This is a genomic window from Nocardia cyriacigeorgica GUH-2 (genome assembly GCF_000284035.1).
GTDB classification, from domain to species: Bacteria; Actinomycetota; Actinomycetes; order Mycobacteriales; family Mycobacteriaceae; genus Nocardia; species Nocardia cyriacigeorgica_B.
On the sequence record NC_016887.1, the window covers coordinates 5,223,535 to 5,248,623 of the forward strand.

Sequence of the window (25,089 nt, forward strand, 5' to 3'; positions counted from 1 at the left end):
CCACCCGAGACGGGCAAACCCGGGAGGGGGTCCGGGGGCGAAGCCCTCCGGGTGGGGTTTGGGGCTTCGCCCCCAAAAAACACGCGGAACCAAAAAAACGGCGCATGCTTTCCATAAGCATGCGCCGTGTTTGGTGGAGCTAAGGGGAATCGAACCCCTGACCTTCTCGATGCGAACGAGACGCGCTACCAACTGCGCTATAGCCCCGTGCGGTTCCCGGGGGAACCGCGCTGTGACACTGTAGCAGGAGGCGGGCGGCGATTCCGAATCGGGGGTGCTACCTGCGGTTATGCGCCGGCGGCGCGGCGCATGTCGCCGCCGGCGGCGCGGTTGCGGACGGCGCGGGCGGCGGTGGCGTCGAAGGCTTCGAGGTGTTCGAAGGCGGGGTCTTCGTCGTCGGTTTCGAGGAGTTCGGAGCGGCGGCGCAGGGCGCGGGCGGTGTCGCGGTCCATGCCGCGGCGGGCGGGGCGGGTGGCCTGCTGGTCGGGTTCCGGTTCGGCGCGCTGGGTGCGGGCGAGGCGGGCGCTGCGGCGGCGGCGGATCTCCTCTTCCATCCTGACCTGCTTGCGCAGGTAGGCCAGATAGGTGACGAGGACGGTGGCGGCCAGGCCGCAACCCCACCAGAACACGGGTGCGATCGCCACCGCGAGCGCACCGCACAGCAGGGTGCCCAGGACCAGGCCGAGGACGGCGCGCTGGCGGAAGGTGTAGCGGGCGGCGCGGGCGATGGCGTCGGCTTCCGGGTCGAAGCCGCCGCGTCCGCGCCGGGTGGGGATGAAGTCGGTGGGTTCGTCCGACATGGGTTCGGCCACGGCGGGCAGCGCGGGACGCGCGGGCGGGATGCGGGCGGAGACGGCGTCGCGCGAGGAGTCCTCGGCGTCGTCGTCTTCGTCGCGGTCCTCGTGGTCGTCGGCTTCCGCTTCGGCGTCGTGGGGCTCGGTCTCGTCGTCGGTGTCCGCGGTCTCGGCCGCGTCCATCTCATCCAGTTCCGTCTCAGCCACCGCCCGGCGGGTCGCCTCGGCGGTCGCGGCACGGGCGGCGCCGGTTTCGGTGACGTCTCCCGGCGTGTTCTGTTCGTCGTCAGCCTCGGTGACGGGCTCGTCGGCCGAAGTCGTCATCCGATCCTCCGCATCATCGCTGTGGGGACGCTTTCTCTGCACTCGTCTCGGCCGCCAATCGGGGTCGCTGTCGTGCCCAGCGGCGGGCCCGGACCTGGTGCGCCGCTTGGAACCTCCGCGATGCAGCACCCGGGTGGCGAGTGCCGTGTCGGTGGTCTGCCGGATCCGGGGATGCCGGTCGGCCAGTATCGGGAACAGGACGAAGACCCAGAGTACGACCAGGCCGATCCACAAGATCGAATTCGGCATCGCCGTCAGCACCTCCGTCCCCGCCTGATCCAGTTCCGACCCACTTCCCGCGGCCCTGTCGCGGTGACTGTTCCGGCTGCCGCACAGGCGCTGCGGCATGGTCGCCGGGCGGGTCGCAGGCTCCCTGCCGATGGCGCAGGGCGCACCACCGACGTCCGTAGGTTAATTCCGGGTAGGGGTATGGTCCGGCAGGCGCGCCGTGCACATCCGCCACACCCGTCACATTTCCACCATTTGCGGCCCGTCGTCGGGCCCGCGCTCACAGCAGCGTCAACCGGCCTTCCCGAGCGAGCCGGTCCACCACTGTCCCGGCCACCTCTTCGACGGTCAGGCCGACGAGTAGATGATCACGCCAAGCCCCATCGACATCCAGATAGCGGCGTAGCAGGCCCTCCTCGCGGAACCCGACGTTGCGTAGCACCGCCTGGCTGGCCATGTTCTCCGGCCGCACCGTCGCCTCGACCCGATGCAGCCCGACCGGCCCGAAGCAGTGGTCGAGCCCGAGCGCCAACGCCGCGGTGGCCACGCCCTGGCCGCCGAGATCCTTGGCCACCCAGTAGCCGATCCACGCCGACCGCAAGGCCCCGCGCACGATATTGCCGACGGTCAGCTGACCGCTGAAGGCCCCGTCGACCTCGATGACCAGCGGGATCATCGCACCCCGCCGCGCCTCGGCCTTCAGGCTCGACCACAGCGACGGCCAGTTCGACGCGTGATTGCGCGCCTCCCACGCGCCGCGCCCGGTCGGCTCCCACGGCTCCAGATGCTGCTGATCGCGCAACCGGATCCGGCTCCAGGCGGCCGCATCGCGCAACCGCACCGGCCGCAGCGCCACCTGCCCCGCCGCGACCCGGACCGGGCCCAGATGTGCGGGCCACCCAGGGTGCTGGGTGGCCCGGAAAACGTTCATGGTCTCCACGATTCAGCCGCGCTGTGCGAGGAAGGCGACCTGGACCTCGTCGCCGGTCCGGATCTCGGTGTCGTCCGGGTCGACGACGATGAGGCTGTTGGCCTCGGCCAGGGTGGCCAGCAGATGCGAGGACGCACCCGCCCCCGACCCCAGTGGTTGCACCAGGTATTCGCCGGTGGCCTCGTCCCGCATCAGCTGGGCGCGCAGGTATCCCTTGCGGCCCGCCATCGATTGAATCGGAGTGATCGTGCGCGCGTGCACGATTCGCCGCATCGGCTGACGTCGCCCGAGCGCGATCCGGATCAACGGCCGCACCATCACCTCGAACACCACCAGCGCGCCGACCGGGTTGGACGGCAGTAGGAACGTCGGCACCTCGTCGCGGCCGAGCCGCCCGAAACCCTGCACCGAGCCGGGATGCATGGCGACCCTGGCGATCTCGAGTTCGCCGAGCCCCTCCAGCGCCTCGCGCACCTGCTCCGACGCCCAGCCGCCGACGGCGCCCGCGATCACCACGACCTCCGAGCGCACCAGCTGGCCTTCGACCACATCGCGCAGCCGGCGCGGGTCGGCGTCGACGATGCCCACCCGATTGACGTCGGCGCCCGCATCGCGCGCCGCTGCCGCCAGCGCATAGGAATTCACGTCGTAGACCTGGCCGGGCCCGGGAGTGCGGTCGATATCGATCAGCTCGGCACCCACCGAGATGACCGACAGCCGCGGCCGCGGATGCACCAGCACCTTGTCCTGGCCGACGGCGGCGAGCAGGCCGACCTGGGCCGCGCCGATGATGGTGCCCGCCCGCACGGCGACATCGCCGGGCTGCACGTCATCGCCGATGCGGCGCACGTAATCACCGGAACGCACCGGCTCGTAGACCTTGATCCGGGCGCGGCCGCCGTCGGTGAAGTCGATCGGCAGCACCGCGTCGGCCAGCGTGGGCAGTGGGGCGCCGGTGTCGACGCGCACGGTCTGGCGCGGCTGCAGCCGGATCGGCTGACGGGATCCGGCGACCACCTCACCGACCACCGGCAGCGTCAGATCGACGAGTTCGCCTTCCTCGTCACGGATTTCGGCCCCGGCCGACGCGACGTCGACGCTGCGCACCGCGTACCCGTCGATGGCGGCCTGGTCGAAACCGGGCAGCGGTCGTTCGGTGACGACGTCCTCGGCGCACAGCAGGCCCTGGGCCTCGGAAATCGCGACCCGGACCGGCCGGGGCGCGACCGCCGCCGCGGTCACCTTGATCTGCTGATCCTCAACCGAGCGCATCCAGCCCTTCCCGATCTCCCTCGCCCGCTCGGGCGCTCTGTTCCTACGTGCTCACCTGCGGATCCCAGTCGGGGCCCAGCCGATGCTGCAACCATTCGCGCAGTGCCGGGCCGTATTCCTCCCGCTCCAACGCGAAATCCACCGCAGCACGAAGATAGCCGCCCGGGTTGCCCAGATCGTGGCGCGACCCACGGTGAACCACCACATGCACCGGATGCCCCTCGGCGATCAGCAGCGCGATCGCGTCGGTCACCTGGAGTTCCCCGCCCGTGCCCGGCTCGATCCGGCGCAGCGCGTCGAAGATCTGCCGGTCGAGCAGGTACCGCCCGGCCGCGGCGTAGGTGGACGGCGCGTCGGCCAGCGCCGGCTTCTCCACCATCCCATTGACGCGCAACACATCCGGATCGGCGACGCCGGGCACCGGCTCCACGTCGAAGACGCCGTAGGCGCTCACCTGGTCCTTGGGCACGTCGATGGCGCACAGCACCGAACCGCCGCGCTCGCGCCGCACCCGGCTCATCGCGTCGAGCACACCGCACGGCAGCACCAGATCGTCGGGCAGCAGCACCGCGATGGCGTCCTCGTCGGCGTCGAGCGCGGATTCGACCTGCGCGATCGCGTGCCCGAGGCCGAGCGGCTCCTCCTGCACCACCGAGGTGACATCGAGCAGGCCCGGCGCCTTGCGCACCTTCTCCAGCAGATGGAATTTGCCGCGTTCGGCGAGGGTGCTCTCCAGCACCAGGTCCTCGACGAAATGCGCGACCACGCCGTCTTTGCCCGGCGAGGTGACGATGACCAGCCGGTCGGCGCCGGAGTCGGCGGCTTCGGCGGCCACCAGTTCGATGCCGGGGGTATCGACGACCGGCAGCAACTCCTTGGGCACCGTCTTGGTCGCGGGCAGGAATCGGGTCCCGAGCCCCGCCGCGGGCACGACCGCGGTACGGAAGCACGACTCCATCGCCGCGCCCGTCGTCGTGCCGGGCTCGCCTGCCTTCGCTGTCATATGCACACCTTATCCGTGTAATACGTCGCCCAGGCCTGCTTCACGGCGGCCTGGCACCCGCATGAGCCTATGGTGATCACCGTGAAGATGCCCGGTGAGCGCGACAAACATGCCTGGCGGTTGGAGATTCTCGCGCAGCGGGCCGCGCTGCCGGACGCCGACCGGGCGCGGGAGGCGTCGGCGCTGGCAGCGACGGCCGGGCAAATCGAGGTCGGCGAATGGGCCTGCGCGTATGTCCCGGTGCGCGGGGAGCCGGGTGCGCTGACGATGCTGGATGCGCTGCGGTCGGCGGGTGCGCGGGTGTTGCTGCCGGTGACGGGCCCGCCCGGGCCGCTGGACTGGGCCGAGTACACCGGCGCCGACAGTCTGCGCCGGGCCCGCTACGGCCTGCTCGAACCGGGCGGACCCGCGCTTGGCGTCGCCGCGGTGGCCCGCGCGAGTGTGATTCTCGTCCCTGCGCTGGCGGTGGACCTGCGGGGTGTGCGGCTCGGGCGCGGGGCCGGCTATTACGACCGGACGCTGGCGGCGGCCGACCCGGATGCCCGGTTGGTGGCGGTCGTTCGGGACGCTGAGCTGGTGGAACGCCTGCCAGAGGAGCCGCACGATCTGCGGATGGGCTGGGTGTTGACCCCGCGCGGCGGGCTACACGAGCTGTCCGGGGAGTGATCGCAGGCCGGGTGAGGAATGAAATCCGGAGTGGCGATGTTGGCACTGTCGGCTGTAGAGTGCTAGATCGACGAACCCTGCGGAGGATCCTGTGCCAACTTATTCGTACGCGTGCACCCAGTGTGATAACCGCTTCGACATTGTTCAGTCCTTCACCGATGAGGCGCTGAGCGTCTGCTCGGAGTGCTCGGGCAAGCTGCGCAAGCTGTTCAACTCCGTCGGCATCGTGTTCAAGGGCAGCGGGTTCTACCGCACCGACAGCCGTGGCGGCGCGTCCACCGCCAGCGAGCCCGCCAAGTCCGACAGCGGCTCCTCCTCCGGCTCCGATTCGAGCTCCTCGGCCGCTCCCGCCGCCGCGAGCACCGCAGCCGCGAGCTGACGCCACGCGGGTTTTCCACAACCCGCGAGTTGTCCACAACCCGTCGTTCACCAGGCCTCGGCCGCTGATCCGCGCCATACGCTCGGCGCATGATCCGAATGTTGGCCAGCGGTCGCCGACTCAGCCCGCAGCGCGTCGGCGACCGGCCGCTCGGCCGTGGCGAGACCCTGCGGGAAGCGCTCTGGAATCGCCCGCCCTGGGCCGACGGGTTACTCGCCCGGCGGGTGCTCGCCGCCGTTCTCACCGTCTTGGCCGTCGTCCTCCTACTGCGCGGTGATCCCGATACGCACCGTGCGAGCGTCGTCGTGGCTTCCCGCGATCTGCCGCCCGGCCATCTACTCACCACCGCGGATCTGCGCGTCGTCGACCGGGAATCCGGCGCGTTACCCGGCGGCGCGGCGCATGATCCGGCCCCGCTGATAGGCGCCACCCTCACCGGAGCCATGCGCACCGGAGAGATCCTGACCGATCTGCGGGTGATCGGCCCGCGGCTGGCCGCCGTCGCCGGTGGTGCGCCGGACGCCAGGATCGTGCCCATCCGGCTGGCCGATACCGCGGTGGCCGACATCCTGCGCGCGGGCGACCGGGTCGACGTCATCGCGGCCGACGAGTCCGACCGTGCCACCAGACCCGCCCGCACGCTGGCCACCGACGCGGCCGTGGTGCTGATCTCCGGATCACCGGGTTCCGGGCCCACCAAATCGGCCGACCGCGTCGTCCTGGTGGCGATGGGAGCCGAGAACGCGGCCGCGGTGGCGGCGGCCTCGTTGAGCACCGCCCTCACGGTCGTCTTCCATTGACATCGATCACGTATGACCGCCGCGATCATCGTTCGCCGAGCGTTTGCCACTGCCGTCCACTAGCATCCGGAACGTCCGCAGCCGGCTGCGGGCAGTCGGGTTCGCACACCGAAGGGATAGGGCATTGCTCAAGGGATTCAAGGATTTCGTGCTCCGCGGAAACGTCGTCGACCTGGCTGTTGCCGTCGTCATGGGTACGGCATTCGTCGCTATCGTCACCGCGTTCACCAACGGGATCATCAATCCGCTGCTCGCGGTTTTCGGCAGTCCCAATGAGCTCGGACTCGGTTTCCGGTTGGTAGCCGACAATCCGTCGACCTTCATCGAGGTCGGCCCGATCATCACCGCCTGCATCAACTTCCTGATGATCGCGGCGGTCCTCTACTTCGTCTTGGTGCTGCCGTCCACCCATGTGAAGAAGCGCTTCGCCAAGGAAGAGAAGGAAGAAGTGCTCAGCGACAACGACCTGCTGATCCAGATCCGCGACCTGCTGGCCGAGGGCCAGAAGACCGGCGGCGGACGCCACGAGTACTGAGCCGATTCACGTACCGAGCCGATTCACACCGAAGGGGCCTGTCGCACATGGCGACAGGCCCCTTCGTTCGTGCCGGGAAAGATCAGCCGATGCTGAACGGCTGACCCCACAGGGTCACCACCGACATCACGTTCTCGGTCTCGACCTTGACCTTCACGAACGCCCGCGCCTGCGCGTAGCCCGCGCAACCGGTCAGGCCGATGGTCTGGTCGGCCCAGGTGACCGAGCCGCTCTTGCCCTTGAACTTGTTGCGCTTCTCGTGCGACTCGTTGCCGAAGTCATCGGCCTCTTCGATGTCGAGCACGTAGAAGGACTTGGCCTGGCCGGGGCCCAGCGACAGCTCGCCGCCGCTCTCGGCGCCGACACCGAAGGACTCGCCGTCCCAGGTGCCCTCACCGGAGACGCCGCCCTCGACGCCGCCGCCACCGATGTTGACCTGGCAGCCCACGACGTAGCCGGGGTAGATCTTGCCGCCCTTGGCGCCCGAGCCGGACAGCTCGACCTGCGCGCTGGCCGAGACCCACGCGTTGCGGTGCACCGGGGTGGAACCCATGGACGGGTTGATGTTGGCCGACTCGCCGACCAGGCGGACCGTCACCACGGTGCCGTCGGACAGGGTGCGGACGATTTCGCCGCCGGGCAGCGGCACGAAGGTGTCGGCGTTGGCCGCACCGGTGGAGAACAGGCCCATCGCGACGGCCGCGGCGGCACCCGCACCGGCCGCACGCACGATGCTCTTACGGTTGATCATTGTGTAATGCCCCTCTGGGGTTGATTCGCTTCAGCGAGAGATTGATTGGCGGATTCGAGGCACATCGGCTCGGTCCGGCCGGGACGACCCGGCCGGGCGGAACCGGAATCAGCCGATGCTGAACGGCTGGCCGTAGAGGGTGGTCTTCGAGTAGTGGTCGCCGATGATCTCGACCACGGTGTAGGCGCGGGCCTGCGCGTAACCGGCGCAGCCCTGGATCTCCATCTCGACGTCCTGGTACTCGACGGAGTAGACACCCGGCTTGGTGATGTCCTTGTACTCGATCTGGACGAACTTGACCTCGCCCGGGCCGAGCTCGAGGCCCACCGAGCCACCGACGGAGGCGCCGTCGAGGTCGACGCTGCCGGAGACGCCAGCCGAGATGGCCTCGTCGCCGATGCTGACCTGGCAGCCCACGATGTAGCCGGTGTTCAGCTGCGACGTGCCGTGGGTGGAGGAGTTGTTGGTGCCCGGAGCACCGGTCGGACCGTTGTTCGGACCCACTTCACCCTCGGGGGTGACGGTGACGTCGGCGCTCGCCACACCGGAGACCCACACGGTGCGACCGGCACCGTTGGCCGCCAGCGACGGCGAGACCAGCGCGCTCTCGTGGGTGCGCTTGATGGTGACGCCGGGGCCGATCTTCTCACCGTCCGGCAGTGGCACGAAGGCGTCCGCGTTGGCGGCGCCGGCCGAGAACAGTCCCATGGCCACGGCGGCGACGGCGCCGACGCCCATCGCGCGCGTGACGTTGGTGCGGTTCTTGCTCATACTTCCCCTCATCAGGTTTTCAGCGACAACCCCGTTCGCACGGGGATGGCCTACAGCAGGCTCAGATGAGCGTCATCGAAAGCCCTGACCGTCAGATGAACCCGAATGAGCACAGGGAATGAACAGTCGGGGACGGCATTTCGTCCGCGGCATGGCAACCAGATGTGGTGAAGGTAGCCGAGAGGTTACGCAGCTCGGCCGAAACCGCCGCGACTCCGGCGATTTCGCCGGTCGCGGGCCGAAAAGAGCAGAACGCGGGCCTGTCACGATTGTGACAGACCCGCGTTCATTTCGCTGGTCGCGTTTGCTCAGGCCGGTACGGGGCCCGAACGGGAGCCGGTCAGCCCAGGCTGAACGGCTGACCCCACAGCGTCACCACCGACATGACATTGTCGGTTTCGACCTTGACCTTGACGAAGGCCCGCGCCTGCGCGTAGCCGGCGCAACCGGTCAGGCCGATGGTCTCGTCGGCCCAGGTCACCGAGCCGCTGGTGCCGCTGAAGTTGTTGCGGACCTCATGCGACTCGTTGCCGAAGTCGTCGGTCTCCTCGAGGTCGAGGACGTAGAACGACGCGGCCTGGCCCGGGCCGAGCGACAGCTCGCCGCCGCTCTCGACGCTGCCCGTGGGATCACCTTCCCAGGTGCCGCCGGCCGAGGCGCCACCTTCGACACCACCGCCGCCGATGTTGACCTGGCAGCCCACCACGTAACCCGGGTAGATCTTGCCGCCCTTGGCACCCGAGCCGGACAGCTCGACCTGCGCGCTGGCGGAGACCCACGCGTTGCGGTGCACCGGAGTGGAGCCGAGCGAGGGGTTGATGTTGGCCGACTCGCCGACCAGGCGGACCGTGACCACGGTGCCGTCGGAGAGCGTCTTGACGATTTCGCCGCCGGGCAGCGGCACGAAGGTGTCGGCGTTGGCCGCACCGGTGGAGAACAGGCCCATGGCAACGGTGGCGGCAGCGCCGAGTCCGGCCGCCCGCGCCACGATCTTACGGTTGATCATGTTTGTACCCTTCGAGGGTCGAGTTCGCTCGAGGCGAGAGGTTTGTACGGTCGAATTCGACGACTCAGCCGATGCTGAACGGCTGCCCGTAGAGGGTGGTCTTCGAGTAGTGGTCACCGATGATCTCGACGACCGTGTACGCCCGCGCCTGCGCGTAACCCGCGCAGCCCTGGATCTCCATCTCGACGTCCTGGTACTCGACCGAGTAGTGGCCCGGCTTCAGAATGTCCTTGTATTCGATCTGCACGAACTTCACCTCGCCCGGACCCAGCTCCAGGCCGACCGCGCCGCCGACCGAGGCACCCTCGAGATCGACGCTGCCGGACACGCCGGCGGAGATGGCCTCGTCACCGATGCTGACCTGGCAGCCCACGATGTAGCCCGTGTTCAGCTGGGACGCGCCGTGCGTGGAGGAGTTGTTGGTACCCGGCGCGCCGGCGGGGCCGTTGTTCGGACCCACCTCGCCCTCGGGGGTGACGGTGACGTCCGCGCTCGCGTTGCCCGAAACCCAGACGACGCGACCTGCGCCATTGGCCGCCATCGACGGCGAAATCAACGCATGCTCATGGGTGCGCTTGATGGTCACACCCGGACCCACCTTCTCGCCGTCCGGCAACGGCACGAAGGTATCCGCGTTCGCGGCACCGGTCGAAAGCAGACCCAGGGCCACGGCGGCTGCGGCGCCGACGCCCGCGGCACGGGCTCCGCGGCGCAAACCGTTGGTGCGGTTCTCGCTCATACTTCCCCTCATCAATTTTTCTCGAACAGACCAGCCTCGACCGTCGAGGCTGGACATCGGTCCTCACAGGGCCCAGCTCAGTGTGTCGCCTATTTGTTGCCGTTGTGTAACTCGCCGTTATTTCAACGCAAAGCTCGACTACCGCCAGGCCACACCCGACTCCGCGAGGTCTGCACATTCGTGCAGGCCACTGGACTGCGGAGGCGGTTGCGATAGCCCGAGGCGAGATTAACCGGCGGTAACGGAACGGACAACGAAAGTATTCGTCAAGACACGAGTGATCTGTATCACATAGCCAAAATGCTTATATCGCTTGACGTGCATAAATGCAGGAGAGGAGTTCCGGTGAAGTAGCCGAATTGTCCGAGACGGCGCAGCCACGCCGTCGGCGAATACGGGACCGGAACGTATTCCGAATGGCCCCGGAACGGCTATTGGCTTGAAGGTTGAATGCCCCAGAAAGCTACGCGTCAGTAAATACGTAGCCGGGCAGTAGATAGCGCGCGGGTGGGTCACCAGCGGAGGTAGCTGGGAGCGCGGAAGAACTCAGCCGTGATGCGGCGGAACCTGCGACCGCAACCAGTCGTCGGCGCTCGACGGCGTGTCGCGCTCGTCGCCGCGTTCGTCGCTGGTGGTCTCGGGCAGTACATCGCCGAAGATGCGCGCCAAGCGCGCCGCGTCCCCCGGCCGGCGAGCCGGACGGGGGACATCGGGTCGATCCTCGGAAGAACTCATTCATCCAATCCGGACAGTTCGCCGATCACCCGGCTGGCCAGCGGGCCGAGGGTGGCCATGCCGTCGCGGATGGCCGATCGGGTGCCGGGCAGGTTGACCACCAGGGTGCTGCCGGAGATGCCGGCCAGACCGCGGGAGAGGCCGGCGTCGAGCGAACCGGCGACCCGGCCGGAGGAACGCAGGGCCTCGCTGATGCCGGGCAGCTCCCGGTCGAGCACCTGGGAGGTGGCCTCGGGGGTGACATCGCGCGGTGACATACCCGTGCCGCCCACCGAGATGACCAGGTCGACGCCGCCGATCACCGCGGTGTTGAGCGCGTTGCGGATCTCCACCTCGTCGGCCTGCACCGTCACCGACGCGTCGACGAGAAAGCCCGCTTCGGTGAGCAATTCGGTGACCAGCGGGCCCAGCGAATCCTCACCGCCGTGCGCCGTGCGGTCGTCGACGACCACGACCAGTGCGCGTCCTGCCACGGAAGCATCGATGTCCATGGTGCTCACCGTAGCGCCACCGGCGAGCATCGGCTCCCATCCCCCGTTCAGCACCTGCATCACCGGCCTCCCTCGGTCGACACCGCGTCGAGGGTCACCTCGACCGTCTTGGCGTTTCCGCCCTGTTCATCGGTATATGCCACGCTCACCTTGTCTCCTGGTCGGCTGGAACGGACGGCGGCGACCAAGGCGTCGCCGGAGTCGATGGTGCGGTCGTCCATCCGGGTGATCACCACACCGGCCGGGATCCCGGCCTTGGCGGCGGGCCCGTCGGGGGTCACCTCGAGCACCCGCGCGCCGCGCACGGTGTCGTTGCGGGGCACCTTGATGCCGATCTGGGCGTAGGTGGCGTGACCGGTCTTGATCAGCTCTTCGGCGACCCGGCGGGCCTGGTCGACCGGGATGGCGAAGCCGAGTCCGATCGAACCGCTCTGCTGGCCGCCGAGTTCGGAGCCGCCGAGCGTGGCGATCGCGGTATTGATGCCGATCAGCTTGCCGTTGGCGTCGACCAGCGCGCCACCGGAATTGCCCGGGTTGATCGCGGCGTCGGTCTGGATGGCGTCGATGACGGGGTTGGGCGTCGACGGGTCGGCACTGGGCTGGCCGGAAGTGGAGACCGGGCGGTTAAGGGCCGAGACGATGCCGGTGGTGACAGTGCCGGCGAGCCCGAGCGGCGAGCCGATGGCGATGACCGGCTGGCCGACCTGGAGCCCGGCCGAGCTGCCGAGTTCGATCGGGGTCAGGCCGGTCTTGCCCTCGACCTTGATGACGGCGAGGTCGGAGACCGGGTCGGCGCCGACCATGGTGGCGGGCGCGGTGCTGCCGTCGGCGAAGGAGACCTCCATCCGGGCGCCGGGGCCGCCGCCCGCGGCGACGTGGTTGTTGGTCAGGATCAGTCCGTCGGAGGAGAGCACGACACCCGATCCCTCGCCCTGCGCGCGATTGCTGGCGACCTTGATCATCACCACGCTGGGCAGCACTTCCTGCGCCACGGCCTGGATCGAGCCGGCCGGTGCGGTGGAGGCGTTGTCGATGTTGGGTTTCGGGGCGTCGAGGGCGTTGGTGACGGTGGTGCCGCCGCCGTCGTTGCCCGCGACGAGCGCTCCGACCGCGCCGCCGACGCCGCCGCTGACCAGTGCCAGCGCGAGCGCGCCCGCGATCAGGCCGGTGCGGACCGGGCGCTTCGGGGCGGGCTGCGGTCCGGGGACGGGGACTTGGCCGTACGGGTGGCCCTGGGGGGAGGGCGCCGAGTGGTAACCCGGCGGCGGCACGGAACCGGGTTCCGGCCCGTGCGGTCGATCGGTGAAATCCTCGGTCATGGTTACTCGTTTCTTTCTCACGTCGTGCCATCCAGCGTGACGCCGACTGCTGAGAGCGGACTGAGACCGTGCTTGAAGTTCGCTGCGGATCGAGGCGGCCCGACCTGGCTACTCCGCCTCGTCCTCGACGGCCGCCGTCGGCGCGCCCGCCTCACCCGGCAGCACGATGCGGATCAGCGCGCCGCCGCGTTCGGACGTATCGATCGTGATGGTGCCGCCGTGTTTTGTCACGACCTGTTTCACAATCGCCAGCCCGAGGCCGGAACCGGGCATCGAGCGCGAGGCGGTGGTGCGGTAGAACCGCTCGAAGACCAGCTCGCGTTCGGCCGGCGGGATGCCGGGGCCGGCGTCGTCGACCGACAGCTCCAGCAGCCCGCGCCCCACCTCGGCCATGCTCACCCGCACCTGGGCACCGGCCGGGCTCCACTTCGCGGCGTTGTCGAGGACGTTCAGGATCGCCCGCTCCAAGCCGGCCTCATGGCCGTAGACGAACCACGGCCGCAGTGCCGCGACGAACTCGATGGAGCCGCGACGGCGCCGGGCGCGTTCGAGTGCCCGCTCGGCCACCTCGCCGAGATCGACGCGCTCGTAAACGGTTTCCGGCGCGTCCTCCCTGGCCAGGTCGACCAGGTCGCCGACGAGGGTGGACAGCTCCTCGATCTGGGCCACCACATCGGCGCGCAGTTCGGCCATGTCCTCGTCCGGAATCCGCGGCGCGCCCGGCCGGCCCGCGGCGATCAGCAGTTCCATGTTGGTGCGCAGCGAGGTCAGCGGGGTGCGCAGCTCGTGGCCGGCGTCGGCGACCAGCCGCCGCTGCCGGTCGCGGGATTCGGCCAGCGCGCGCAGCATGGTGTTGAAACTCTCGGTGAGCCGGGCCAGCTCGTCGTCACCGGTGACCGGGATCGGGGTCAAGTCGTCGGTGCGGGCCACGCGTTCGGTGGCCGCGGTGAGCCGGGCGATGGGCCGCAATCCGGTGCGCCCGACCGCGGTACCGGCCGCGGCGGCCAGCAGCACGCCGCATCCGCCGACCACGAACAGCAGCCAGGCCAGCCGGTCGAGCACCTCACGGGTGGGTTCCAGGCGCTGGGAGATCACCAGCGTGACACCCGAATCCATGCGCCGGGCCAGCACCCGCTGGTTGTTGTAGGTGCGCAGCGACGAGGTGTGCTCGCCCTTGGCGACCGCGATCTCCTCGGTGCCGATGGGCGGTTTGGTGGGCTGCGGCGGGATGTAGACCGGCAGGCTGTCGGGCGGGCGTTCCCCCTCCGGCGCGGTCGGCGAGGACACCGAGAACGGGTAGATCAGGCCGACGCCGATGTTGTTGGAGAACAGTGTCGCCACCCCGAGCGACTGGAACGCCATGCTGTCGATATCGCCGCTGATCATGGTCGCGGCCCGGGCGCGCAGCTGGGCGTCCACGTCGCCGTAGAGCGCGCGCGCCACCATCGCGTAGGCGGCGATGGAGGTGACCGCGACGGCGATGGCCACCACCGAGGCGGCCAGCAGCGTCACCCGCCAGCGCAGTGAGACCGTGCGGGTCAGTGGGGTGGGCGGGCGCATGGGCGCGGGCTCGTCGAGCCCGCGACGGGCCGGGCCCAGTGGTGCCACACCCGCGGCGGTGCCGGATTTTCCCGGCCGTTTGGAAGCTGAACGTGCCATGTCCGCGCCCGCCTACGGCGGTGTCTCCCGCAGTACGTAGCCGACCCCGCGCACCGTGTGGATCAACCGCGGCTCGCCCTCGGCCTCGGTCTTGCGCCGCAGATAGCCGATGTAGACCTCGAGCGCATTGCCGGAGGTCGGGAAGTCGTAGCCCCAGACCTCTTCCAGAATCCGGCCGCGGGTCAGCACCCGGCGCGGATTGGCCATCAACATTTCCAGCAGTGAGAACTCGGTGCGGGTGAGGCTGATCGACCGAGATCCACGCAACACCTCACGGGTGACCGGATCCAGCGACAGATCGGCGAACCGCATCGTTTCCGATGTCTCACCCGGGTCGCTGGCGCGACGGCGCAGCAACGCGCGCAACCGGGCGAGCAATTCTTCGAGCGCGAATGGTTTCGGCAAATAGTCGTCGGCGCCCGCGTCGAGCCCGGCCACCCGTTCGGAAACCGAATCCCGGGCGGTCAAAACCAGAATCGGCAGATCGTCGCCGGTGCTGCGCAAACGGCGGCAAACCTCCAGGCCGTCCAGGCGCGGCATCATCACATCGAGCACGAGCGCGTCCGGTCGTTGCGCGGTGACTTTGTCCAGTGCGTCGACACCATCGACCGCGAGGTCGACGGTGTAGCCGTTGAAGGTCAGCGACCGCCGCAGCGATTCCCGGACGGCGCGATCGTCGTCGACTACCAGAATGCGCATGTCCCCAGTTTGACCGCATCGACTGAGAGCCGACTGAGAGGGCCGTCCCGACACGCCGCCACCGGCGCGAACGGGCATCGAAATGTTTGCCGGTACGCCGATAAATGATCTTGACCTGGGGATTCATCCGATAGCGGGGCGAACACGGGTGCAGGAAATCATTCATACGCGAAACTTGTTCTCCACGGCCATATTCGAGGTTTAACACGGGGAACGTCCAGATTGCCGATGCTCCCGCTGCGGGGTATGTTCCCTGCGGTAAAAAGAAGACCTCAGGTTGGTTCTGGCGCGGTTCGCATCGAATCCAGAACTCCCCACGCACGGCCGGGGTCACTCGTGATGCGGAGGCGACACAAGCGGATGGAAGCTGCACCGCGACCCTGGCAATTCAGCCTGCCCAACTGGTCGGTTACCCGCAAGGTCGGCATCGTGCTGGTGCTGCCGGTGGTCCTGGCCACCGTGTTCGCGGTACTGCGAATCAACAACGAACTCCAGACCATGGACCAGCTGGATGCGGCCACCGAACAGGCCATCATCATCCGGCCCATCGTCAAGTTCGGTACCGCCACCGAACATCTGGCCGTGACCGCGACCTCGAGCTGGGGCAACCCCGCCGACCCGCGCACCGACGCCGCGCTGACCCGGTTCGATCAGGCCCTGGCCGATATGGAAACCGCGCTCCAGGACACCGGCGTGAGCGGCAAGGTGACCGCCGAGCTGTCCTCCGCGGTGGCCATCGGCACCACCATGCGCAACAGCCTGCGCAGCGGATCGCCTGCGATGGTCGGCGATCAGGCCGACGAGATCGGCATGCGCATCGGTAACGCGCTGGCGCTGTCGCCCTCGGTGGAAGACCTCGTCATCCAGCGATACTTTCTCCAGCTGACCACGATTCAGACCGCGCGCCGGGTGCTCACCGAGCAGCGCATGCTGATCAGCTCGCCCGACGCCGCGCGCAATCCGAGCATGCGGGCCCGCGTACTCACCTCCGCCGGTGCCGAGCTGACCATGATCTACCAGTACGGCCAGATTCTGCCGGAGCTGGCGGGCAATATGCGTCCGCTGCTGGACGCGGTGCAGACCCGGTTGGCGACCTTCAGCCAGAACACCGCCGACCCGGCGAGCAATCCGGCGGTGCTGGACTCGTTGCAGGTCAGTGCCGACACCTACGACGCGACCACCGCGCAGCTGACCGACATCATCGATGCCGCACTGCTCGAACGCACCACCACCGCGCAGAACAGCGCGCTGCGTGAGACCACCATCGTGATCGCGGTGCTGCTGGCCGGTCTGGCGCTGGCGCTGGCGGTCGCGCGGACCCTGGTCGTCCCGGTGCGCAGGCTGCGGCGCGACGCGCTCGAGGTCGCGCACGTCAAGCTGCCCGACGAGCTGTCGGTGGTGCGTGCCGGTGGCACCACCCCCGCCATCACCCCGGTCGCCGTGCACACCACCGACGAGATCGGCCAGCTGGCCCGAGCCGTCGACGAAATGCACGAACAGGCGCTCAATCTCGCCGCCGAGCAGGCCCGTCTGCGGGTGCAGATCGGCAACATGTTCGAGACCCTGTCGCGGCGCAGCCAGTCGCTGGTGGAACAGCAGCTGGCGCTGATCGAGGACCTCGAACACGACGAGGACAACAGCGAGCGGTTGCAGAGCCTGTTCCGCCTCGACCACCTCGCCACCCGCATGCGCCGCAACGGCGACAACCTGCTGGTGCTGGCCGGTACCGCGTTGCGCCGCGGCCAGCTTCAGCCGGTGCCGCTGTCGGACATGCTGTGGAGTGCGGTCTCCCAGGTCGAGGACTATCAGCGGGTCGAGATCGGCACTGTGCCCGACGGTGTCGTCGCCGGTGAGCCCGCCGTCGACATCGAGCATCTGCTCGCCGAGCTGATCGACAACGCGCTGCGCTACTCGCCGCCGACCACCCCGGTCGCGGTGACGGTCTCGCGCGCGGTCGACGGCGGCTACCTGATCGAGATCACCGACCGCGGCCTCGGCATGTCGGCCGAGGACCTGCAGGCCACCAACGAACGCCTCGCCTCCGGTGGTGAGGTCACCGTCGAAACCGCCCGCCGGATGGGCCTGTTCGTGGTCGGCCGGCTGGCCAAGCGGCACAACATCACCGTCAGCCTGCGCCGCACCTCGACCATGGCGCAGCAGCCCGGTATCACCGCGAGCGTGCATCTGCCCGGCGCACTGGTGGCGCCCGCGATGGACGACGCCGACGGCAAGCCGCAGACCGATCCTTTCGCCGCGCTGCCGCCCGGCGCGCCGCCGCAGCGGACCCTGGTGCCGGTGCCGAGCCTGCCGGAGGCGCCCGCCCCCGCACCCGAATCCGAGCCGGTACCGCTGTCGTCGTGGGGCACCACCAGTTCCGGGCTGCCGCAGCGTCGTCCGTCCATCCGGGTGGCCGAGCCGCCCGAGCAGCCGACGGTGTCGGTGCCCGCGAGTGCGCGACCGGATTCCGGCGCCGAGGATCGTTCCACCAACACCCCGTTCGGCCCGCCGACCCCGGAGCCGCATCCCGGCGACGCCGAGACCGGGCCGAACCGGATCGTCAGCGCCGAACCCGAGGAAGAGCCGACGGGCCTGTGGGCCGAAACCAAGGAACACCCGATCGTGGCGCCGCAGCCCGAACCCGAACCGCGCGCCACCACCGCCGGTTCCGGGCTGCCGATCCGGCGTCCGGCGCCGGTGCGCGACGAGCCGCAGCAGCAGGCCCCGGAGCCGCCGCGGCCGCAGGAGCCCGAGACCGTCACCGTCACCGCCGAATCCGCGGCGGCGACCTCGACCTCGACCCGCCTGCACCCGGTCGGCGGCGATTCGCCGACCCCGATCTATCAGCGCATGGTCTCGGAGTGGCTGGTCGAGCCCGCCACCGCGCAGCCGTCGAGCGGCACCTGGTCCTCCCCCGCGGATGCCGGCTGGATGGCGGCCGAGGATGCCGCCAAGCCGACCACCAGCGCCCGGACGGTCGGCGGCCTGCCGATCCGCAGGCCGGGTGCGCAACTGGTGCCGGGTGGCCTGGCCCCGGTCGAAGAGGCGGGCGCGCGTGATCCGGAGGAGATCCGGAACAACCTGACCAGGCATCTCAGTGGGGTCCGCAGCGGGCGGGCCGAAGCGCAGCACAACGACGGAGGGCTTGCATGACCAACCCGAACCCGAACAGCACCACGGACGAGAACCTGAATTGGCTGGTCGCCCGGTTCACCCGGGACGTACCCGGTGTCTCCCACGCGGTCCTGGTGTCGGCGGACGGCCTGTTGCAGGCCACCAGCCCGCATCTGCCCGCCGACCGCGCCGAACAGCTGGCCGCGGTGACCGCCGGCCTGGCGAGTCTGTCCACCGGTGCCGCACAGCTTTTCGACGGCGGCAAGGTGATGCAGTCGATCGTGGAGATGCAACGCGGCTACCTGCTGGTGATGAGCGTCGGCAACGGCTCGCATCTGGCGGTGCTGGCGAACAAGTCGCACGATATCGGCCGCATCGGCTACGAGATGGCGTTGCTGGTCGATCGAGTGGGCTCGGTGGTTTCCGCCACCGCCCGCACTGCCGTCTGAGTGATCCATGTCCTCATTCGGCTCCGGGCCGTACAACCGGCCAACCACTCGCGTCAGACCCTATGCCCTGACGTCGGGGCGCACCGAGCCGGCGGTCGACCTGCCGCTGGAGGCGGTCATCGAGACCATCTCCTATACCCCGCGCGGTGAGTGGCCCTCCGGTGATATCCGCATCGAAATCCTGCGTCTCGGTGCGCACCTGCTCTCAGTTGCCGAAATCGCCGCACACCTGGATCGTCCGCTCGGTATGGTCCGGGTCGTTATCGGCGATCTCGTCGTGGACGGGAACCTGCGAGTGCATTCGACTCTGACCGAACAGGCGAGCTATGACGAACGCCGTTCCCTGATGGAGAGGACATTGCGTGGACTCCGTGCCCTATAGGAGACCGGATCGGGGCTCCGCGCCCGAGGACACCGACAACCGCACCGCGTCGACCAAGATCGTCGTCGCCGGTGGTTTCGGTGCGGGCAAGACCACTTTCGTCGGTGCGGTCTCGGAGATCGTTCCGCTGCGCACCGAGGCGATGGTCACCCGGTTCTCCGACGGTATCGACGATCTCGCCGATACCCCGGAGAAGGAGACGACCACCGTCGCCATGGATTTCGGCCGGATCATCCTGCCGGGCAATCTGGTGCTCTACCTGTTCGGCACGCCCGGCCAGCGCCGGTTCTGGTTCATGTGGGACGACCTGATCCGCGGTGCCATCGGCGCCGTGGTGCTCATCGATACCCGCAGGCTGGAGGACAGCTTCGCGGCCGTCGACTTCTTCGAGGCGCGCAAGCTGCCGTTCCTGATCGCGGTCAACCGTTTCCCGGATGCCCCGCGGTTCCCGATCGCGGAGTTGCGTGAGGCGCTGTCGGTGCGTCCCGGTGTGCCGATCGTGGACATCGACGCGCGCAACGCGGTCGAGGTGCGCCAGGCGCTGGCCGCGGTCACCGAGTACGCGATCTCGGAATTGCAGGCCATGGAACTGGAAGGGGCCGCCCGGCATGGCTGACACGCTGGCTTCGGCGACCGGTCTGCTCGCGGCCGACGCGAACGCCGAGATGGAGTGGTTCGCGATGGGTTATTGGCTCATCGGGCTGTCGCTGGGAATGTCCGCGCTCGGCGCGCTGGTCGGACTGGCCTGTGTGGTGCACGGCCGGCGTTCGGCCCGGTTCCGTCCGGTCTGGCTGGCCGCGGCGGCGGTGTCGATGGGCGGTGTCGGGATCTGGCTGGCGACGGCGGTCCCGCTGCTCGGGGTGGCGGTGCCGGGGGCGGTGCTGCGTTATGACGCGGCCACACTGGGTGTTTCGCTGGCGGTGATCGTCATCGCGGTGTTCGCCGGGCTGGTGATCGCCGGACGCGAGCTGCGGTGGCCGCGACTGCTGACCGGCGGGCTGGTGATCGGACTCGGCGGGGGGCTGATGCAGTACCTGCAGCTGTCTTCGGTGGACGTGCAGGGCTCGGTCGAGCTGACGGTGTGGCTGCTGGTGGTGGCGACGCTGATCGCGGTGCTGCTGGCGATCGCCGGCCTGTGGGTGTTCCAGTCGCGGCAGGTGCTCGCCGCGCGGATCGCGACGATCGTGGTGTTCGCCGTCGGTGTGGCCGCGGTGTACTACACCGGGGTGGCCGCGCTCGGGTTCAGTATCGACGATGCTGCCGAGTCCCCGGCCGGGATGCAGTTGTTCGACTTCGTGTTCCCGATGTTCGTGCTCGGTTCGCTGGCGCTGGCGTTGCCGATCACCGCGGTGCTGGTGGCGCCGGATCGCCGGGAGTTGGCCGCGGTGGATCCGACGCCGCGTCCGGTGCTCGAGCCGGCGCACTGAGGTCGGGCGGGGGCGCGGTGACGGCCGAGCAGGAAGCGCTGTTGCGTGAGTTGCGTGCGCAGATCGGAGAATTGCGCACCGAGGTCAGTGACCTGGAGGCGACCGTCGCCGATCTGGTGGATCGGGTCGAGCAGTTGGCCGGGCCGTCGCTGTGGGGGCTGTTGTCGCTGCCCGCGGCGGTGATCGGGGAGGTGTTGCGCCGGGTCGGGGCGGCGGTGCAGGTGCTGCCGGGGTTGCCGTGCTGCGGGGGTGCGGATTCCGGCGCGGCCGAGCGCGCTGAGGCCGATCGCGGCTGAGGTCGCGGAGCGCGCGAGTCGAGAATCGCGGCAGGTGCGGTGGTTTCGGCGAGGGCCGGAGAATTCTTGGCGATGAGCGGGTTCTCCTTTTCAGGAGAACCCGCCCTCCCGAACGAGGGTACCGGCGGGCGATCCCGAAATCATCAGTGCGGCCGGACTTTTACTCAGGCCAAAAACCAACTCTCGGTACGAAATTCGAGAGTCGGCAATCCACTCGCAATCAGTACTTCGACTGTATCGCCAAGTCGGTTCGGCGCCAAGGATAACCAGCCGATTGCCATCGGTTCGTGATCGCCGTAAGCGTATGCCGGGTGAACCGCCGGGAAATAGTGGCGCGCCGGTAGCCGACTTCTGTTCGAGTTCAGGCCCCCTGACACGATTCTGCGCGCTATCGTCGCATCGCACATGCAGGTTCGTCCGAAGGAGTTTCGTATGGCCGTCAACGTTGTGCTCGACAAGGTGCTCGACAAGGAGTACGAGAACAAGTCCCTCGCGGAGATCCTCGCCGCGCCCCCGTCGGCGCTCGCCGGCCTCACCGAGGCTCACGACAAACAGCTGCTGGACGCTCTGAAGATCAAGTCCATTGCAGATCTGGGCAACAACAAGTTCTTCCAGCTCGCCGCGGCGCTGGTTGCGCTCAAAGAGCAAGAAGGCTGAGTACACAGGCGAACTGAACAGGGCGGCGCCGCGATGACGCGATGCCGCCCTGCGCATTGCGGGCGAACGGAATGCCTCAGATCCGTTCCGGGTCGATCAGCCCGCGACGCACCGCTTGGACAAGGCGGCGCGGAACCCGATGCACGACACCGCCGACCGTAACCGGCACCAGATCCGGCGGTGTCGCTTTCCAGTTCGAGCGCCGGCTGCGGGTATTGGACCGCGACATCTTGCGCTTGGGAACCGCCATGTCAGCCCTCCCCTCGTCCGGGCTGGGGCTGCGCACCGCGCGCCCGCCTGCCATATCTGCGCTCGAACTTCTCCACCCGGCCCTGGGTATCGAGCACCCGGTGGGCGCCGGTCCAGAACGGGTGGGAATCCGCGGTGACGTCGACCACCAGCAAGGGGTAGGTCTGCCCGTCGGTCCACTCCACCGTCCGGTCACTGGTGGCGGTGGACCTGGTCAGGAACCGTTTGCCGGTGCTCGAATCCTCGAACACCACCGGGTGGTAGTCCGGGTGTATCCCTGCTTTCATCGGTCGTCCTTTCTGTCGTGAAGTCTTTCCGGGCGCAGCCGTTCAGTCAGCGCTGCGCTGGTCTCCGGCGATGGGCAGTCCGGTGGACTCACCGGATTCGCACGGGTCGGCATGCCACTCGCCGAACGGGTCGTCCCACTGCGCCACTCGCTCGGGCGCCCGCTCCACCAACCGCAGCTCGTCGTCTTCGACCAGCGCCCAGTGCAGGGCGTGGCGGATATCGGCGGGATCGGCGTCGTGCACCAGGATCACCAGCGAGACATCGCGGTCGCCGAAACGGTCGTCCCAGCGCAGCGCCGCCATGGCCCGGCGATCCGGGTCGGCGTCGGCGAGTTCGTCGGGCGTCATCGCGGCCAGCCAGCGACCGGCGCCGCCGACCCGCAGCCCGCCACCGGCCGATTCCAGCCAGACCACTTCCTCCGGCTGGGTGGCCAGCCACAACCGGCCGCGCGCGGTGACCACGCCCTCGAACAGCACATCCAGCGCCTCGTGCAGCCGTCCCGGATGGAACGGGCGGCCGGCGGCGAATTCCACCAGCGTCACCCCGTGCTCGGTACCCAGCGGCGGTTGGCCGCGCAGCAGCGGCGCGTGCGCGTCGAACACCCGGCCGCGGCGCGAGTCCGCCGGGATCCGGCCGATCAGCGCGTCCACCTCGGCCGGGGCGATCGGCTCGGCGGTGCCCCAGTACACCGGCGCCTGCGGGACCAGGCGGCTGAACACGGCACCGAGACGTTCGCGATCCAGCGCGTCGACCTGGTGGGCGCCGGTGACGACGAGCCCGTCGGCGAAATCGACCTGGCCGACCGCGACCTGGGCCACCGTGCGGTCGTCGTCGGCGGTGGCGAGACCGCATTCGGCAAGGGTGTCGTCACCGGTGGCCTCGGCCAGCCAAATCCGGGCATCGGCGCAGGTCAGCACGGCTTCGATACGCACGTCGCGACGCGCCGGGCCGTCGATGCGGCCGACCACACCCGCGACGACGACGTCATCGATGGCCTGGCAGACCGCTTCGGCTTCGAACGCCGGGTCCAGAGCGAGCACGATGCGCGTCACCGAATCGCGGGCGGCCAGCGTGCACAGCAGCGGGAGCAGATCCGCGCGCAGGGTGCAGGACACGCACCCATGCGCCAGCTCCAGGACTTCGACGCTCTCCTTGACGCCCTCGCGCACCGTCCGGCGGACGATGCCCTCCCGCAGTTCGGCCAGATCGTGGCGCACGACGACGGTGCCGGGGGCAGTGCCCAACGCCCGCGCCACCTGGTCGACTCCCTCGGTGGCGCGGCCCGAGGCCCCGGCGACCACCACGACCGGTGTTCTGCGATCGGGAATCACAGCAACCCCTTTCGGTAACGGTTTTCATTAACGGCTCGCCACACGGTACAGTGCGGAACGGTCGTTGTCGAAAACGATTGTCATCACCTATTGGAGGGAGCCCGCCATGTCGGCCCACTGCCAGGTCACCGGCCGCCGGCCCGGTTTCGGCAAGTCCGTCTCGCATTCACACAAGCGGACCAACCGGCGCTGGAACCCGAACATCCAGCGCAAGACCTACTACCTGCCCAGCGAAGACCGCCGCATCACGCTCACCGTCTCGGCCAAGGGCATCAAGACCATCGACCGCGACGGGATCGAGGCCGTGGTGGCCCGCATCCGGGCGCGCGGCGACAAGATCTGAGCGGAGCATCACGATGGCATCGAAATCGACCGACATCCGTCCGGTGATCAAGCTGAAGTCCACCGCGGGCACCGGCTACACCTACGTCACCCGCAAGAACCGGCGCAACGACCCCGACCGCATGGTGCTGCGCAAATACGATCCGGTGGTGCGCAGGCACGTGGACTTCCGAGAGGAACGCTGATGGCCAAGAAGTCCAAGATCGCCCGCAACGAACAGCGCAAACAGATCGTCGCTCGCTACGCCGCACGCCGCGCCGAGCTCAAGGAACTGATCCGCAACCCGGCCACCGGCGACGCCGAACGGGCCGCGGCCCAGTCCGCCCTACAGCGCCTGCCCCGCGACGCCAGTCCGGTACGATTGCGCAATCGGGACGCCGCAGACGGACGACCGCGCGGACATCTCCGGAAGTTCGGGCTCTCTCGGGTACGCGTACGCGAGCTGGCCCATCGGGGAGAGTTGCCCGGTGTGCACAAATCGAGCTGGTAGAACCACTGATCTCGTGAGTAAGGAACCCGACTTATGGCAGTGAAGCGAGCACCGTCGAAGAAGGTCCGCGCCGAGCAGGCCCGCAGACCCAAGAAGAATCCGCTGATCGCCGCCGGCATCGAGACCGTCGACTACAAAGACGTCAACCTGCTGCGCACCTTCATCTCCGATCGAGGCAAGATCCGCAGCCGCCGCGTCACCGGCCTCACCCCGCAACAGCAGCGTCAGGTGGCGGTGGCGGTGAAGAACGCCAGGGAGATGGCGCTGCTCCCGTTCACCAGCCGCTGAGCCGCGCCGCCGCGTCCACCAGCTCGCGGCACCGCGACAACGCACGGCACCGATCCCGCGCCGAACAAGGCCCCCGATGCGTCATCGGGGGCCTTGTCGCGTCCGGGGCGAACGCGCAGCAGACGTGGCGACCGGCTGCGTTAAGGTGTGCCCATGTCGCTGCGCCGTGGCTGTGCCACCCTGCTCGCCCTCGTCGTCACCGGACTGTCCGTCGTCGCCTGCGGCGGCTCCGATGACGATGCCGCACAAGAGGTTACGAGCTCGGTAACCACTTCCGCGCCGAGCACCCCGACCGAGAACCCGTCCGCCGCCACGGGCGAGCCGTTCACCGCCGACTCCACCATCGTCGGCGCCCACCCGATCCCGTTCACCTCGTGGACTGCCTTGCCCGGCAACCGGATCGCGATCAGCTTCGAGACCGGATCGCCGGAGTGCTACGGCGTGGACGCCACCGTCACCGAGACCGACGAGGCCGTCACCATCGAATTGCGTTCGGGCACACGGGCCGACGCGGTGGGCAAGATGTGCGTGATGATCGCGGTCTTCGGGACGCTGGAGTTGCAATTGCAGGCGCCGGTGGGTGATCGGGAAGTACGCAGCGCTGTGTGAGGGAGCCCGAAACGACGGACACCGCGGCCCGGGCGTTGGCCCCGGACGCGGCGTCTCGGCGTCGGTCG

The 25,089-nt window shown here is 68.9% G+C and carries 32 protein-coding genes and 1 tRNA gene; 16 read left to right on the top strand and 17 right to left on the bottom strand.

Annotated elements, in window-relative coordinates:
- Positions 1–131 precede the first annotated feature (131 nt).
- The 5 genes from NOCYR_RS23590 to NOCYR_RS23610 form a co-directional block, all read right to left on the bottom strand.
- A tRNA-Ala gene (locus NOCYR_RS23590) sits at positions 132–207 on the bottom strand.
- Positions 208–287: 80 nt separating this feature from the next.
- Positions 288–1,367 carry a gephyrin-like molybdotransferase receptor GlpR gene (glpR, locus tag NOCYR_RS23595; RefSeq protein ID WP_048834419.1) on the bottom strand — a complete coding sequence of 360 codons (1,080 nt, stop codon included), beginning with the start codon at positions 1,365–1,367 and terminating at the stop codon, positions 288–290.
- A gap of 259 nt (positions 1,368–1,626) precedes the next feature.
- On the bottom strand, positions 1,627–2,277 hold the full coding sequence (locus tag NOCYR_RS23600) for a GNAT family N-acetyltransferase (protein ID WP_048834420.1): 651 nt from the start codon (positions 2,275–2,277) through the stop codon (positions 1,627–1,629).
- Positions 2,278–2,289: 12 nt separating this feature from the next.
- Positions 2,290–3,549 carry a gephyrin-like molybdotransferase Glp gene (gene glp / locus NOCYR_RS23605; protein ID WP_014352933.1) on the bottom strand — a complete coding sequence of 420 codons (1,260 nt, stop codon included), beginning with the start codon at positions 3,547–3,549 and terminating at the stop codon, positions 2,290–2,292.
- Positions 3,550–3,592: 43 nt separating this feature from the next.
- Positions 3,593–4,552: a UTP--glucose-1-phosphate uridylyltransferase gene (locus NOCYR_RS23610; protein ID WP_014352934.1), complete on the bottom strand. Its 960-nt coding sequence runs from the start codon at positions 4,550–4,552 to the stop codon at positions 3,593–3,595.
- Between the two features lie 69 nt (positions 4,553–4,621).
- Here NOCYR_RS23610 and NOCYR_RS23615 point away from each other — a divergent pair, with 69 nt between their 5' ends.
- From NOCYR_RS23615 to mscL, 4 genes are all read left to right on the top strand, one after another.
- Positions 4,622–5,218, top strand: coding sequence for a 5-formyltetrahydrofolate cyclo-ligase (locus NOCYR_RS23615; RefSeq protein ID WP_014352935.1), 597 nt, complete (start codon positions 4,622–4,624; stop codon positions 5,216–5,218).
- A 91-nt stretch (positions 5,219–5,309) separates the two neighbouring features.
- A complete protein-coding gene (locus tag NOCYR_RS23620; protein ID WP_014352936.1) occupies positions 5,310–5,597 on the top strand; it encodes an FmdB family zinc ribbon protein in 288 nt (95 codons plus the stop codon).
- 89 nt (positions 5,598–5,686) lie between these two features.
- On the top strand, positions 5,687–6,397 hold the full coding sequence (locus tag NOCYR_RS23625; RefSeq protein WP_228798336.1) for an SAF domain-containing protein: 711 nt from the start codon (positions 5,687–5,689) through the stop codon (positions 6,395–6,397).
- A gap of 124 nt (positions 6,398–6,521) precedes the next feature.
- Entirely contained in the window at positions 6,522–6,932 is a 411-nt protein-coding gene (gene mscL / locus NOCYR_RS23630; RefSeq protein ID WP_014352938.1) for a large conductance mechanosensitive channel protein MscL, read from the top strand.
- 82 nt (positions 6,933–7,014) lie between these two features.
- Here the strand turns inward: mscL and NOCYR_RS23635 are convergent, their stop codons facing one another.
- The 9 genes from NOCYR_RS23635 to NOCYR_RS23675 form a co-directional block, all read right to left on the bottom strand.
- Positions 7,015–7,683, bottom strand: coding sequence for an MspA family porin (locus tag NOCYR_RS23635; RefSeq protein WP_014352939.1), 669 nt, complete (start codon positions 7,681–7,683; stop codon positions 7,015–7,017).
- 108 nt (positions 7,684–7,791) lie between these two features.
- Positions 7,792–8,454: an MspA family porin gene (locus tag NOCYR_RS23640; protein WP_014352940.1), complete on the bottom strand. Its 663-nt coding sequence runs from the start codon at positions 8,452–8,454 to the stop codon at positions 7,792–7,794.
- 340 nt (positions 8,455–8,794) lie between these two features.
- Positions 8,795–9,460, bottom strand: a complete 666-nt coding sequence (locus NOCYR_RS23645) for an MspA family porin (protein WP_014352941.1) — start codon at positions 9,458–9,460, stop codon at positions 8,795–8,797.
- Between the two features lie 64 nt (positions 9,461–9,524).
- On the bottom strand, positions 9,525–10,199 hold the full coding sequence (locus NOCYR_RS23650; protein ID WP_014352942.1) for an MspA family porin: 675 nt from the start codon (positions 10,197–10,199) through the stop codon (positions 9,525–9,527).
- Between the two features lie 546 nt (positions 10,200–10,745).
- Positions 10,746–10,934, bottom strand: coding sequence for a hypothetical protein (locus NOCYR_RS23655; RefSeq protein ID WP_048833650.1), 189 nt, complete (start codon positions 10,932–10,934; stop codon positions 10,746–10,748).
- Positions 10,931–11,455, bottom strand: a complete 525-nt coding sequence (locus NOCYR_RS23660; protein ID WP_370011330.1) for a MogA/MoaB family molybdenum cofactor biosynthesis protein — start codon at positions 11,453–11,455, stop codon at positions 10,931–10,933. Before NOCYR_RS23660 ends, NOCYR_RS23655 begins: the two co-directional genes overlap by 4 nt.
- Before the next feature lie 29 nt (positions 11,456–11,484).
- Positions 11,485–12,744 (bottom strand): S1C family serine protease, encoded by a 1,260-nt coding sequence (locus NOCYR_RS23665; protein ID WP_014352945.1) that lies wholly within the window; start codon positions 12,742–12,744, stop codon positions 11,485–11,487.
- 108 nt (positions 12,745–12,852) lie between these two features.
- Complete coding sequence (locus NOCYR_RS23670) at positions 12,853–14,403, bottom strand: HAMP domain-containing sensor histidine kinase (RefSeq protein ID WP_081505497.1); 1,551 nt, start codon at positions 14,401–14,403, stop codon at positions 12,853–12,855.
- Positions 14,404–14,415: 12 nt separating this feature from the next.
- A complete protein-coding gene (locus tag NOCYR_RS23675) occupies positions 14,416–15,102 on the bottom strand; it encodes a response regulator transcription factor (protein ID WP_014352947.1) in 687 nt (228 codons plus the stop codon).
- 360 nt (positions 15,103–15,462) lie between these two features.
- Between NOCYR_RS23675 and NOCYR_RS23680 the strand changes: the two genes are divergently transcribed.
- From NOCYR_RS23680 to NOCYR_RS23710, 7 genes are all read left to right on the top strand, one after another.
- Entirely contained in the window at positions 15,463–18,252 is a 2,790-nt protein-coding gene (locus NOCYR_RS23680; RefSeq protein ID WP_014352948.1) for a sensor histidine kinase, read from the top strand.
- Positions 18,249–18,662, top strand: a complete 414-nt coding sequence (locus NOCYR_RS23685) for a roadblock/LC7 domain-containing protein (RefSeq protein ID WP_014352949.1) — start codon at positions 18,249–18,251, stop codon at positions 18,660–18,662. Before NOCYR_RS23680 ends, NOCYR_RS23685 begins: the two co-directional genes overlap by 4 nt.
- Positions 18,663–18,669: 7 nt before the next feature.
- Positions 18,670–19,044 (top strand): DUF742 domain-containing protein, encoded by a 375-nt coding sequence (locus NOCYR_RS23690; protein WP_014352950.1) that lies wholly within the window; start codon positions 18,670–18,672, stop codon positions 19,042–19,044.
- A complete protein-coding gene (locus NOCYR_RS23695; protein WP_014352951.1) occupies positions 19,034–19,660 on the top strand; it encodes a GTP-binding protein in 627 nt (208 codons plus the stop codon). Before NOCYR_RS23690 ends, NOCYR_RS23695 begins: the two co-directional genes overlap by 11 nt.
- The gene (locus NOCYR_RS23700) at positions 19,653–20,471 is read left to right on the top strand and encodes an MHYT domain-containing protein (protein WP_014352952.1); all 819 of its coding nucleotides are present in this window, start codon (positions 19,653–19,655) and stop codon (positions 20,469–20,471) included. Before NOCYR_RS23695 ends, NOCYR_RS23700 begins: the two co-directional genes overlap by 8 nt.
- A gap of 17 nt (positions 20,472–20,488) precedes the next feature.
- A complete protein-coding gene (locus tag NOCYR_RS23705) occupies positions 20,489–20,767 on the top strand; it encodes a hypothetical protein (RefSeq protein WP_014352953.1) in 279 nt (92 codons plus the stop codon).
- 432 nt (positions 20,768–21,199) lie between these two features.
- Positions 21,200–21,424 (top strand): hypothetical protein, encoded by a 225-nt coding sequence (locus tag NOCYR_RS23710; RefSeq protein ID WP_014352954.1) that lies wholly within the window; start codon positions 21,200–21,202, stop codon positions 21,422–21,424.
- 76 nt (positions 21,425–21,500) lie between these two features.
- On the opposite strand, the gene rpmF is transcribed toward NOCYR_RS23710, so the two are convergent.
- From rpmF to mrf, 3 genes are read right to left on the bottom strand one after another with little or no spacing between them, the layout of a single operon-like run.
- Positions 21,501–21,674: a 50S ribosomal protein L32 gene (rpmF, locus tag NOCYR_RS23715; RefSeq protein WP_048833652.1), complete on the bottom strand. Its 174-nt coding sequence runs from the start codon at positions 21,672–21,674 to the stop codon at positions 21,501–21,503.
- Between the two features lies 1 nt (position 21,675).
- Positions 21,676–21,960 (bottom strand): type B 50S ribosomal protein L31, encoded by a 285-nt coding sequence (locus NOCYR_RS23720; RefSeq protein ID WP_014352955.1) that lies wholly within the window; start codon positions 21,958–21,960, stop codon positions 21,676–21,678.
- 42 nt (positions 21,961–22,002) lie between these two features.
- Positions 22,003–23,292, bottom strand: coding sequence for a ribosome hibernation factor-recruiting GTPase MRF (gene mrf / locus NOCYR_RS23725; RefSeq protein WP_014352956.1), 1,290 nt, complete (start codon positions 23,290–23,292; stop codon positions 22,003–22,005).
- Between the two features lie 106 nt (positions 23,293–23,398).
- Between mrf and rpmB the strand changes: the two genes are divergently transcribed.
- From rpmB to NOCYR_RS23750, 5 genes are all read left to right on the top strand, one after another.
- The gene (gene rpmB, locus NOCYR_RS23730) at positions 23,399–23,635 is read left to right on the top strand and encodes a 50S ribosomal protein L28 (RefSeq protein WP_014352957.1); all 237 of its coding nucleotides are present in this window, start codon (positions 23,399–23,401) and stop codon (positions 23,633–23,635) included.
- Positions 23,636–23,648: 13 nt separating this feature from the next.
- Positions 23,649–23,819: a 50S ribosomal protein L33 gene (gene rpmG, locus NOCYR_RS23735; protein WP_048833653.1), complete on the top strand. Its 171-nt coding sequence runs from the start codon at positions 23,649–23,651 to the stop codon at positions 23,817–23,819.
- Positions 23,819–24,124 (top strand): 30S ribosomal protein S14, encoded by a 306-nt coding sequence (gene rpsN, locus NOCYR_RS23740; protein WP_014352958.1) that lies wholly within the window; start codon positions 23,819–23,821, stop codon positions 24,122–24,124. Before rpmG ends, rpsN begins: the two co-directional genes overlap by 1 nt.
- Positions 24,125–24,157: 33 nt before the next feature.
- Complete coding sequence (gene rpsR / locus NOCYR_RS23745) at positions 24,158–24,412, top strand: 30S ribosomal protein S18 (protein WP_011211513.1); 255 nt, start codon at positions 24,158–24,160, stop codon at positions 24,410–24,412.
- A gap of 153 nt (positions 24,413–24,565) precedes the next feature.
- Positions 24,566–25,021 (top strand): hypothetical protein, encoded by a 456-nt coding sequence (locus tag NOCYR_RS23750; RefSeq protein ID WP_014352959.1) that lies wholly within the window; start codon positions 24,566–24,568, stop codon positions 25,019–25,021.
- Positions 25,022–25,089 lie beyond the last annotated feature (68 nt).